Here is an 11,351-nt window from a genome sequence, read left to right as displayed (position 1 = left end):
ATAAGGGGGGCAGGCCCCCTTTCCATTTAAGGCGTTATGATGGCTGGATTATCTATAACGCCAAAGTAGCTAAATTTACCATTTACAACCTTTTGAATCTGAACAGGTTTTATAACCTCACCCTGTTTTGTAAATCCCTTGATAATGCCTGTTACGCCGTTAAAGTCTTTAATTTTCTCCAAAGCCTTCTGAATCTTTTCTGGCTCTGTGCTTTTTGCCATTTCGATAGCCTTAGCAAGAATATATACAGCATCAAAGCTTGATGCACCAACCATGTCCGGTTCCATATTAAACTGTTTTCTATAGGTGTTTATAAACCACCTAACAATAGGCCTTTTGCTATCCCTGTTTAAATCTGTTGTTATAATAACGCCATTTGCTGCATCACCTGCGATCTTTAAAAACATCGGTGAGTCAAAACCTTCCTGACCGACAAGCCGAGCCTTTATGCCAAGCTGCTTTGCCTGTTTAACCGTTAATGCACCTTCGGAGTAATACCCTGTGCAGTAGATCAAATCGGGATGCAGAGATTTAATCTTTGTCAAATACGGTGTCATATCCTTTGCGCCCAGAGAAAAGCTCAAATTCGCAACAATCTCGGCACCCTCTTTCTTTGCCTCTTTAATAAAGCCACTGCTTAAGGCTTCACCAAAGTCGTTGTTCATTGTAAGAACAGCAATTCTTTTAGCCTTCAAAATCTTTGTTGCAAGATAACCACCAGCAGCACCTTCAACCCTTGCTAAAAATCCAACTCTGAAAACATACCTGCCCGCTTTTGTAATATCGGGATGGGTAGCGTATGCAACAACAAGCGGAATGCGATAACGCTGATAGATTGGAGCTGAAGCCCTTGTCGGTGTGGAGTAAGAGCCGCTAACAACACCTACAACCCTATCCTCCTGAATGAGTTTTCTTGCAATGGCAACTGCCTGCTGTGAGCTTACCGCATCATCGTAAACAACCAATTTAATCTTTTTGCCTAAAATACCGCCGCTGTTGTTGATTTTTTCAACAGCCAACATAGCTCCATGTTTTGCACTTGCACCATCAGCAGCAGCAAAACCTGTCAAAGGGGCAAAAAAACCGATTTTTATAACCCCACCGGCATATGCATAGCTGCTTAAAAACACAACCATAAACAAAACAGCCAGAAACCGCTTCATACATCACCTCCCCTAAAATTTCTTTCGTGAAACAAAAAAATCCACAAGCCTGAAAATAATATGCGCTGCAAGCTTGGATGTTAAAACACTCCTCTCAAGCGGCGGTGCAACCTCAGCAATATCAAAACTTTTCACATTTCCATACTCAAGCACCGTGTAAAAAAGCTCCAAAAACCTTTTATTATCAAGACCAAACGGCAACTGGGCACTCACACCCTCAGCAAGACAACCCTCAAACACATCCATACAGATAGTTAGATGGCTATTTTTAACACCTTTTAAGATTTTCTTTATCTTTTCAACGGCTCCTGCTGTATTGAAAATAATTTCATCAAGCTCAATCCAGTTTGCGGATATCTTTTTTGCCACATCGTAAAGATACGGTGTATTTGCAGCCTTTTGAATACCAATTGCAAAGTAGTCAAAAGGTTTATTCACCTGCCTGCTTAGCTCATAAACGGCAGAAAATGAATTGCCGCTACTTCTTCCATCATCTATGGGTCTTAAATCAAAATGTGCATCAAAATTAACAACAAAAGGAAAACTGTTTTTATACTGAAACCAGCCGTTTATTGAGCCGTACGCTATTTCATGCCCTCCACCAATACCTATAACAAACAAACCCTTTTCAAGCGCCTTTTTAACATAGCCACTGTATAGCTCTTGAGCATTCTCTAAACTATCCTCACAGATCACATTACCAGCATCGTATATCTTCACACGTCCAAAATGCCAAGGTAGGCTTGCAAGCTGCTGTCTTATAACATCCGGACCATAAAAAGCACCTGTGCGTCCTTTATTTTTTTTAACACCTTTATCGCTCTTAAACCCTAAAATACAGAAACCCTTTGATAAATCCTCTTCCTCATCAAGGTTTATCAACTCAACTACCTGATGCCAGCGCAGATGTGGTAGTGTTTCACCATCAATTCTGCCAGTGTAAGGTTCTTCTAAAGGCTCATATCTGTCCATCTATCACCTCACAGTTGAAATGTTTGACTTAACTGGTTTGGGTAATAACCCTCTATACTTTTTACAATTCTACTGCTTTCAATAAGTTTTCGTAACTTTTCAACATCATAGCTAAAAATCCTATCCTCTCTGGCAAACTCAACCACATCTGAAATTATTGCAATCACCTTTTCTATAGGCTCTGTGGAAACAAGCGGCCTTCTAAAACCAAAACCCTGAAAGGCAAGCAGAAACTCTATTGCCACTATATCCGTCAGATTATCAAGGATTCTGTTGAACTTAACTGCAGCAATGGATGCCATGCTTACATGGTCTTCCTGCCCTAAAGATGTTGGAATAGTATCCGCCGTTGCAGGAAAAGCCATCGTTTTATTTTCGCTTGCAAGTGCAGCTGTCACATACTCACTAATCATAAAACCGGAATTTATGCCCACCTCCTCAAGCAACATCTTCGGTAGCTCATCATCACCGGCAAGCAAAAGATTGCACCTTCTGTCAATGATATTGCCAAGTTCAACGGCAGCCAAAGATGCATAATCGATAGCCATCCCTACAGGCTCACCGTGAAAATTCCCGCCGCTTAATACGGTTTCTTCATCAAAAACTACAGGGTTATCCGTTACAGAGTTTATCTCTATTAATAATTTTTCTTTTAGATGCAAAAAAGCATCCCAGCAGGCACCATGAACCTGAGGCACACACCTTAAAGAATAGGGGTCCTGAACCTTGTTGCAGTTTATATGTGATCGCACAATCTCGCTATCTTCAAGCAGCGAATAGATCTTTTTTGCAACATAGAGATTGCCCTTAAACGGCCTGAGTTTATGTAGTCTTTCATCAAACGGCCTTATCGAACCCTTTAGAGCCTCTATTGTTATGGCAGCTGTAATATCTGCATGCTCAAGCAGGTTTTTAAACCTATACAATCCCCATACAGCCCAGGATGAAATAAACTGCGTGCCGTTAATCAGGGCAAGCCCCTCTTTTGGATGGAGTATTAAAGGCTTCAAACCTGCCTGTTTTAACGCCTTATCGGCTTCCATCTTTTTTCCATTAAACTCAACAAAACCAAGCCCAATCAGCGGCAAAAACAGATGGGCAAGTGGCACCAGATCGCCGCTTGCACCAACAGAACCCTTCATCGGCACTATCGGTATACAATCGTTATTTATATGCCAGATAATTCTTTCTATCGTCTCAAGGCTTACACCAGAATACCCCATACTCAACGAGTGGACCTTTAAAATCAGCATCAGTTTGGCAATCCTTTTATCCACCAAGCTGCCCACACCAAAACTGTGGCTTTTTAGAAGGTTGTATTGAAGCTTTTGTCTTTTAGATGGCTCAATAACCGTTCTGCACAAAACACCAAAGCCCGTATTTACACCATAAACCGCTTTATCGGATGCAGCTATATTTTTAACGACATTAAAACTCTTTAAAATCTTCTTTCTTGCCTGCTTAGATAGCTCTCCTTTCAGGCTGCCATCTATTAAGGCTATTGCATCAGCTATTGAAAGCCTATCCTGGCCAAAATAAAACACTCTATCTTTCATAGATCGCAAGCCTCTTTAAACTATCTTTAAACTCCTTTATCTCTTTTTCCTGATACAATAAACCCTTTAAAAATTCCTTCAGCTTTGGCTTATCAAAATCAAATATAAATCGCCTGGGTGTTTTAAAGGTGAGAAGTTTTTCTGTTAGAGATTTTGCCACATCGTTTGAAACATCATCTCTATCTACTACATAAGCATCATCCTCTTTAACAACAATAACAGCCAGAAGCTCGTTTCTGCTTAAGGCTATAAGCATTTCAAGATTATCTTGAGTCTCATAAAAATCCTTTAAAAAAGGAGGTATGTAGAAATTATACGCCCATTGAAATAGGAGTTTTTTAACAGCGCTGTAGTATTTTTGCTCGTAGGGCTTTAGAGTGTAGTCCTTCCTTTGTGCTGCCTCAATCACCCTTTCTGCAAGTGGTTTCTTCTCAAAAACCCTCTCAAGTTCACCAATTGCATCAAGCAGATAACAATCCTTCTGACTGTCAAGCAGCATATTTTTCATCTCTGCCTTTATAAGCTTCCACACAGGTTTTAGCTCAGTTAGCAGGTTATGCCCTTTGGTTGAAAACTCAACAATCCTCATTCTTTTATCGGATAGAGAATCGGAAATATTTATCAAACCCTTTTCAACAAGCTGGGATAGAAGCTGGCTTACGGCTGAGTTTGTTATACCAAGTAGTTTTGAAAGCTCACCAACACTCAAGCGTTGATACCTATCGAGCAGATAAAAAATTCCAAACCACGAAGGCTCAAAATCTATACCCAATTGATGATAGATATTGGATACATCTGAAAGGAACTTTTCGCTCAACCTTTTAAATCGAGTCCCCAATATGAGTTCGCCAGCTAAATCAAATACATTCATTTCCTTTAGCACTTAATTAAGTTCTTACATAAATATTTACTCAAAAATTATCTATCTGTCAAGATTTTTATTAAAGAAAGCGCTTTCTGTACTCTTTTAAATAGTTGTGGGCAAACCGTGTGGGCGGGGGAATCCTATAACCATCAAGAAGCTTTAAAACAAGCTTTAGGGAGGATTCAACAGAAATGTTATTACCCGGTGAGATAAATATCTCTTTTGCGTTTTTCCTGCTTCTTAAGGCGTATCCTGCAAGTTCTCCATCAACATAAACACCGCTATAGCTACCTTTAAAATTATCCGGTTTTTTATATTCGCCAATTAAATAGGATTTTGCACAACCTATTGCAATACTGTTTGTTTTAATGCCAAAATGGGTCGCAATACCCATTCTACGCGGATGGATTATGCCCATTCCATCAAGAATAAACGCATCAATGCCTTGGGCCTTTTTTGCAACTGCTAAAGCAAGAGGCAGCTCTCTAAATGCTAAAAAGGTAGGAATATAGGGAAAATTTACCGTTGTGTTTTCATAGAACACATCTATAACCTTTTCTTTTTCAACATCCCACACAACAAGGCAGGCAATACCTATTGTCGGCGTTTTAAAAGGGTTAGTGTAGGTCAAATCTATACCTGCTACATATCTAATCTTTTCAATATCGCAAATATCGGCAAGATTAAGGTAAGCTTTCAGGCGATTCTGTATATTTTTTAGCTTTTCAATATCTATCATCGCTTGATGATAAGATAAACAGGCTGGCCAAACAACAGATGCGCATTCTTTGAAATAATTTTAACCCTGATGGGCACAAGTTTGTTCCTGTTGCAGGTAGCAAAAAGATCTATACCACCTATTTTTGTAATTTTACCCTGATAGATCTTTTTATGCACTACATCATCGATTTTGACTGTCTGGTCTAAGTGGATATACTTCAGTTTATCTGGTTCAATAAACGCCTTTACATAAAGGGTATCTGGAATCAAAACATAAACAAGCACCTGATTTTCCGATACCGTATCGCCTACATTAACCATCCTTTTAACAACAATCCCGTCAACAGGGCTTGCAACACGGGTGTAGGAAAGCATTAATTGGGCAAGTTTAAAATCTTTTGCAGCAACATCAACATCCCTTTTTAGACTCATATACCTAAAAGAGTTTGTAGCGTTGTCAAGCTGCTTTAAATACGCCTTAAGAGAATTCAGTACGCTTTTTTTCTTATCCAGCTCAGCCCTATACAGCGTATCATCAACCAAGGCAATAAGCTGCCCCTTTTTTATGCTATCGCCTTCCTTTACATACATCTTTGTTATCATGCCGTTTACATATGCAGGTGATATGCCTATAACCCTGCCGGATACTGCTGCTTTGTAGATAACTATTTGAGAGATGTTGCGATAAACACCGTTATAAAGAAGAGGAATAGATACGATAACAATTATAGAGACAAAAACCCACAAAAAACCTATTCTTTTATTCATAAATCAAAAAAAAGGGGGGAGAAAACCCCCCTCGTTTATTTTTGAATCGAGACAAAAATCTGTGTATTACCTCTCACAACATTCAAAAAGATAACATTTTTATCTTTAGCTTCCTTGATTATCCTTTTGATGTCATCAATATTGTTGACTTTCTTGTAATTCATTTTAACAATTACATCTCCAACCTGCAAGCCCACAGCCCTTGCAAATGAATCGGGAGCTATCTTTACTATCACAACACCCTTTTTAACCTTTATATCGTACTTTTCTTTCAACTGGGGTGTTATATTTGACACAGAAAAACCATAGGGTGTTTTGTAGATGCCACTTTCTACAGATGCAAGCTCTTTGAAATTCTGAGGCCTTTTTCCTAAAATAACCTCTTTTGTAATCAGTTTTCCATTTCTTATGATGCCAAGCTTAACCCTGCTGCCGGGCTTTAAGGTGAAAATCATATAAGGAAGATCGCTGGATGATGAAATCTTTTTACCGTTAACACTTACAATAATATCACCCGGCTTAAGGCCAGCCTTATAGGCTGCAGTACCCTTGAACACCTGAGAAACTATAGCGCCGCCTTCAACATTCTTTAGACCCATCGCTTTGGCTGCCTCAGGCGTCAAATCCTGAACCATAACGCCTAAATAACCCCTCTGAACCTTCTTGCCCTTCATCAAATAGGGCAGTTCGCTTTTTATGAGGTTTACGGGTATTGCAAAACCTATACCCTGGCTGTTTGCTATAATGGCTGTATTCATTCCTATAACTTCACCTTTAAGGTTGAGCAGGGGTCCGCCTGAATTACCCGGATTGATAGCTGCATCTGTTTGTAGAAAGTAGTCAAATTTACCCTCGCCTATTACTCTACCTTTGGCAGAAATGATACCTGCAGTCACTGTTCCATTTAAACCAAACGGGTTACCCACAGCCACGACCCAATCACCTACCTCGATTTTAGAAGAATCACCAAGCGGCAGCGTGGGCAGCGGGTGGGATGGTTTAATTTTAATCAAAGCAATATCGGCTTTTGGGTCTGTTCCAACAACCTTTGCCGTATAAACCTCTTGTGTTTTAAGCAATGTAACTTTAATCGTTGTTGCCCTTCTTATTACATGGTAGTTGGTTAATATGTAGCCATCCTTTGAAATAATAAAACCTGAACCCAGAGCATGCAGTTTCCTTTTTACTGGAACATTATTGAAAAACTGGTTAAAAAACTGCTGAAATGGATCGTTTGGCATACCAAACTCAAAACCAAAAGGCGTTGATGGCACCTCAACAATCTGGGTGGTACTTATGTTAACCACTGCAGGTAGAGCCTTTTTTGCTACATCACGAATATCCGGCAAACATGCTGCTGATACAGTATAGGTTAACAATAAAACCCATGCAAAAATTAGAGTTGAGAGTTTTTTAATCCTCATAACCCACCTCCTTAACAAAAATAATCAATGAGAGTATAAACCTATTGATTCATTTTTCAATACCTAAATCTTCAAGCAACATAACACCTGAAAGTATAATATTCCACAGTAAAAACAACCACAGCAACAATGATGGCACAATGGCTATCATACCGTATATTTTACTGTAGGAAAAAATTGAAAAATACTCTGTCAAAGCCAATTTAAGCACAAAAATGGCAACTGTTATTATAAATGCTACAAAAAAAAGTTTCTTCAGGGGTGTGGATTTTGGTTTTATCGGCAAAAACAAAAAACTCAAAAACAGAAACCATACAATAAACGGCAAAATTTTTAAATAGATCAGACTGCCAAGATGGGGCAAAAAAAGGGGTATTATAATTTTTAACGCTATAGCCACACTCACCGCAACACCACCTAAAATCACATTAACAACAAAGAATAGCAACGATTTAAAAGGATTGGTTTTCTCTTTTATATTTAAAATAGCCTTTGAAGCCTTAAAAAAACCCAAAACAAGACCAAGCATGGAAACAGAAAATATGGCTGCATTGAGTAGCTCCATCTCTGAGATCTTTGAAAGAAAGATATTGAGATACTGCAAAATCTCATTTGAATAAGCGGGTATTATTTTAACAACCGTGTGTTTTATGTATGGAATCTTTCTGTTGACAAAGGGCATGTGTGAAAGAAGAAAAAGAACAAAATAGAAAAAAGGCACAATATTTAAAACAGTTAGGTATGTCAGGAGTGCACTCCACAAAAAAACATTTCTTTGAGAGTAGAGTTTAGCTATCCTTTTTATAAACAGCATCAAAGAGCTTTTCTATTCTTTTGATCGATTCATCCTTTCCTAAAATAAGCAAACTCTCATAGATCCCGGGTCCTATTGTTTTTCCTGTAAGTGCAATCCTTACAGGCTGGGCAAGTTTAACCATCTTCGTATCGTATTTATTTAAAATTTTTTCAAAAATAGCCTTTAGTTCATCCTCATCTTTAAATTCAGCTTTTTTTAGTTCACCAAGCAACTCTTTTAAGGGCTCTTCCATCTTAACTTTCAAATAATTCTTCAAACCCTTTTTATCATACTCATCAGGCTCAACACAGAAAAACCGTATCTCATCTGCAAGCTCAACTAATGTTTGCGCTTTTGTTTGTCTGGTTTCAATTGCCCTGACAATGTAATCTTTATCAAAATCAAGGCATCTTTTATCCAAAAACGGCTTTAAATACTCATAAAGCTCATCGGGTTTGCTCATTTTTATATGCTCTGCATTGACCCACAACAATTTATCCGGATTAAATACAGCCGCAGATTTATTGAGCCTATCAAGACTAAACAGCTCAACCATTTCATCAAATGTAAAAATCTCTTTATCCTTGTAAGAAAAGCCAAGTCTCAACAGGTAATTTACAAGCGCAACAGGCAAAATACCTATATCTCTATACTCAAGCACGCTTTTTGCGCCGTGCCTTTTTGAAAGCCTTGTTCTATCCTCACCCAATATCATCGGCACATGGGCATATTCAGGTGGTGTCTTTTCAAACAACCTGTACAAAACTATCTGCTTTGCCGTGTTGGTTAAATGGTCATCGCCCCTTATTACATGCGTTATACCGCATTCGATATCATCAACAACATTGGTAAAGTTGTACATAAATGAACCATCAGAGCGCCTGATTATAAAATCATCAAACTGTTTATAATCAAAATGTAGTTTCCCATGTAGATGGTCAAAAAACTCTATATCCTCATCCGGCAGTTTAATCCTCACTACATAGGGTTTATCTGAAGGGTATTCTTTTAGATTTCTGCAGTGGCCGTCGTAGTGGGGGTTTTCACCCCTTTTTAGCTGCTCCTGTTTCAGTGTTTCAAGCCTTTCTTTTGAGCAGTAGCATCTGTATGCAACACCCTTTTTAAATAGCTCATCTAAATATTGCTCGTATATATCGTTTCGTTTGCTTTGATAGCAGATCTCATCATATTTTAGACCACACCAGTTAAGCGCCTCTAAAATCGCCTGCGTGTATTCATCTTTGGAGCGCTCTTTATCTGTATCCTCAATCCTTAACACAAATTCACCATCGTTTGCTTTAGCAAACAGGTAGTTAAAAATCGCCGTTCTTAAGCCTCCAATATGAAGATAACCTGTTGGGCTTGGTGCAAAACGTGTCCTGACCATTATTTTTTCTCCTTCTTTGATGGATAGATTATCACCTCAACCCTCTTTGAGTTATTATCCGATTGAGAAACCGCATAATCCTTATCAAGATAGTAAACAATCAAATCTGATGATATACTGTTTTTGTTGGAATACACATGCGCATTACCTTCCAAGACGACCTTATCTTCTGCTGCAAAATAGGTAGCCCTGTTAGCGACTGCCTTTTTATCCTGTTTTGTAATAACCACATGACCGATGCATACAATTTTTGAAATATCGCCGTTTTTTAAATTTTTATAAACCTTCATTTTATCGGCCTTCAGCGTTGTATCACCCCTTACAACAACCACATTGCCGCTGAAGATATAAAGCCCTTTTTTATCAAAAGCCTCAAGTTTATTTGCCGTTATATGAACGGGTAAGCGATTTGTTTTTGCATACTGCTTGACATTAAAGGCTTGGCTATTTAATCCCGAGGCAATTAGAAAAATCAGCTCAAAAATTAAAATCTTTGAGTTTTTTATAAATCTTCTCAAGAGCCCTCCTTCTGTGAGAGATTGAATTTTTCTCATCACTGCTCATCTGGGCAAATGTTTTATTATAACCCTCAGGCATAAAAACAGGGTCATAGCCAAAACCGTTTTTGCCGTATGGCTGCGTTGTTATACTACCGTAAACATATCCTTCTTCCTGCAAAATCTCCCCATCTGGCAGGATTATCACCATACAACAAACAAAGCGAGCCGCCCTATCCTCAACACCCTTAAGCTCTTCTAAAAGCTTTTTAACATTATCCTCATCCCTGCCAGTCAAAGCATATCTGGCAGAATAGATGCCTGGTTTATTATCTAAAGCAAACACCTCAAGACCTGAATCATCAGCAAGAGTTGCAAATTCACTAAATTGCTTGAGAGCCCTTGCCTTAATCAGGGCATTCTCACAAAAACTCCTACCGTTTTCCTCTGCCTCAAACTGCTCAACTATATCCGATGCCTTTAAAATCTCAAAACCCTGCAGGATCTGTTTAATCTCTTCTATTTTGTGCTGATTATTACTTGCAACAACTATTCTTTTAACCAAAGACGGTCTCCCAATCCTTCTTAAACCTCTCAAGCCCTATATCTGTTAAAGGATGGTCAAACAGTTTTTCAAGCACAGCTGGCGGAATTGTTGCAATATCTGCACCCATCCTTGCTGCATCTACCACATGCAGAGGATGTCTGATGCTTGCCACAATAATCTGACAGTCAAAATCGTATTTGTCGAATATTTCTCTGATCTGCAAAACCATATCAAGACCGCTACTTGAAATATCATCAAGCCTGCCCACAAACGGACTGACATAACGCGCACCAGCTTTTGCGGCAAGCAGAGCCTGTGCTGGTGAAAACACAAGTGTCATATTGACCTTTATGCCTTTGAGGGCAAGCTGATGTGTGGCTTTTATACCCTCTTTTGTCATCGGTATTTTTATAACGATATTCTCATGAATCTGGCTGAGTTCTAAAGCCTCTTTAACCATTCCGTCTGCATCCTCTGATACAACCTCAGCTGAAATCGGCCCATCAACAATCAGGCTGATCTCCTCAATGGTTTTTTTAATGTCCTTACCCTCTTTTGCAATTAAAGACGGATTTGTTGTTACACCATCGATAATCCCCATCTCAGCAAAATATCTAATCTTTTCTATATTTGCCGTATCGATAAAAAACTTCACA

The 11,351-nt window shown here is 38.8% G+C and carries 12 protein-coding genes; all 12 read right to left on the bottom strand.

Annotation, left to right across the window (positions count from 1 at the left end; genetic code table 11):
* Positions 1-26: 26 nt before the first annotated feature.
* Positions 27-1,163, bottom strand: coding sequence for an ABC transporter substrate-binding protein (locus EK17_RS01270; RefSeq protein ID WP_035586814.1), 1,137 nt, complete (start codon positions 1,161-1,163; stop codon positions 27-29).
* A gap of 12 nt (positions 1,164-1,175) precedes the next feature.
* Positions 1,176-2,135, bottom strand: a complete 960-nt coding sequence (locus tag EK17_RS01265) for a formimidoylglutamase (RefSeq protein WP_035586813.1) — start codon at positions 2,133-2,135, stop codon at positions 1,176-1,178.
* 8 nt (positions 2,136-2,143) lie between these two features.
* Positions 2,144-3,691 carry a histidine ammonia-lyase gene (hutH, locus tag EK17_RS01260; protein ID WP_051904339.1) on the bottom strand — a complete coding sequence of 516 codons (1,548 nt, stop codon included), beginning with the start codon at positions 3,689-3,691 and terminating at the stop codon, positions 2,144-2,146.
* On the bottom strand, positions 3,681-4,562 hold the full coding sequence (locus EK17_RS01255; RefSeq protein ID WP_035586811.1) for a MarR family winged helix-turn-helix transcriptional regulator: 882 nt from the start codon (positions 4,560-4,562) through the stop codon (positions 3,681-3,683). Before EK17_RS01255 ends, hutH begins: the two co-directional genes overlap by 11 nt.
* Positions 4,563-4,632: 70 nt before the next feature.
* Positions 4,633-5,295 carry an endonuclease V gene (locus EK17_RS01250; RefSeq protein ID WP_035586809.1) on the bottom strand — a complete coding sequence of 221 codons (663 nt, stop codon included), beginning with the start codon at positions 5,293-5,295 and terminating at the stop codon, positions 4,633-4,635.
* Positions 5,292-6,044, bottom strand: coding sequence for an HlyD family secretion protein (locus EK17_RS01245; protein ID WP_035586806.1), 753 nt, complete (start codon positions 6,042-6,044; stop codon positions 5,292-5,294). The genes EK17_RS01250 and EK17_RS01245 overlap by 4 nt, the downstream gene beginning before the upstream one ends.
* A 35-nt stretch (positions 6,045-6,079) precedes the next feature.
* The gene (locus EK17_RS01240) at positions 6,080-7,468 is read right to left on the bottom strand and encodes a Do family serine endopeptidase (protein WP_035586803.1); all 1,389 of its coding nucleotides are present in this window, start codon (positions 7,466-7,468) and stop codon (positions 6,080-6,082) included.
* Between the two features lie 49 nt (positions 7,469-7,517).
* On the bottom strand, positions 7,518-8,282 hold the full coding sequence (locus tag EK17_RS01235) for a YhjD/YihY/BrkB family envelope integrity protein (protein WP_035586802.1): 765 nt from the start codon (positions 8,280-8,282) through the stop codon (positions 7,518-7,520).
* Positions 8,257-9,651 carry a glutamate--tRNA ligase gene (gene gltX, locus EK17_RS01230; RefSeq protein ID WP_035586800.1) on the bottom strand — a complete coding sequence of 465 codons (1,395 nt, stop codon included), beginning with the start codon at positions 9,649-9,651 and terminating at the stop codon, positions 8,257-8,259. The genes EK17_RS01235 and gltX overlap by 26 nt, the downstream gene beginning before the upstream one ends.
* Complete coding sequence (gene lptA / locus EK17_RS01225) at positions 9,651-10,169, bottom strand: lipopolysaccharide transport periplasmic protein LptA (protein ID WP_035586799.1); 519 nt, start codon at positions 10,167-10,169, stop codon at positions 9,651-9,653. Before lptA ends, gltX begins: the two co-directional genes overlap by 1 nt.
* Positions 10,129-10,713 (bottom strand): RdgB/HAM1 family non-canonical purine NTP pyrophosphatase, encoded by a 585-nt coding sequence (rdgB, locus tag EK17_RS01220; protein ID WP_035586798.1) that lies wholly within the window; start codon positions 10,711-10,713, stop codon positions 10,129-10,131. The genes lptA and rdgB overlap by 41 nt, the downstream gene beginning before the upstream one ends.
* Positions 10,706-11,350, bottom strand: a complete 645-nt coding sequence (gene fsa, locus EK17_RS01215; RefSeq protein ID WP_035587077.1) for a fructose-6-phosphate aldolase — start codon at positions 11,348-11,350, stop codon at positions 10,706-10,708. Before fsa ends, rdgB begins: the two co-directional genes overlap by 8 nt.
* Between the last annotated feature and the right edge of the window lies 1 nt (position 11,351).

The sequence above is a fragment of the Hippea jasoniae genome (genome assembly GCF_000744435.1).
Taxonomy (GTDB): Bacteria; Campylobacterota_A; Desulfurellia; order Desulfurellales; family Hippeaceae; genus Hippea; species Hippea jasoniae.
Note: the sequence above shows the minus strand (reverse complement) of the source record. Positions and strands in the feature narration are given on the sequence as shown.

Coding starts and splice junctions, on each gene's coding strand:
- gltX (WP_035586800.1), bottom strand. CDS start 9,651: ATGGTCAGGACACGTTTTGCACCAAGCCCAACAGGTTATCTTCATATT.
- EK17_RS01255 (WP_035586811.1), bottom strand. CDS start 4,562: ATGAATGTATTTGATTTAGCTGGCGAACTCATATTGGGGACTCGATTT.
- hutH (WP_051904339.1), bottom strand. CDS start 3,691: ATGAAAGATAGAGTGTTTTATTTTGGCCAGGATAGGCTTTCAATAGCT.
- EK17_RS01235 (WP_035586802.1), bottom strand. CDS start 8,282: ATGCTGTTTATAAAAAGGATAGCTAAACTCTACTCTCAAAGAAATGTT.
- EK17_RS01245 (WP_035586806.1), bottom strand. CDS start 6,044: ATGAATAAAAGAATAGGTTTTTTGTGGGTTTTTGTCTCTATAATTGTT.
- EK17_RS01240 (WP_035586803.1), bottom strand. CDS start 7,468: ATGAGGATTAAAAAACTCTCAACTCTAATTTTTGCATGGGTTTTATTG.
- EK17_RS01250 (WP_035586809.1), bottom strand. CDS start 5,295: ATGATAGATATTGAAAAGCTAAAAAATATACAGAATCGCCTGAAAGCT.
- EK17_RS01270 (WP_035586814.1), bottom strand. CDS start 1,163: ATGAAGCGGTTTCTGGCTGTTTTGTTTATGGTTGTGTTTTTAAGCAGC.
- EK17_RS01265 (WP_035586813.1), bottom strand. CDS start 2,135: ATGGACAGATATGAGCCTTTAGAAGAACCTTACACTGGCAGAATTGAT.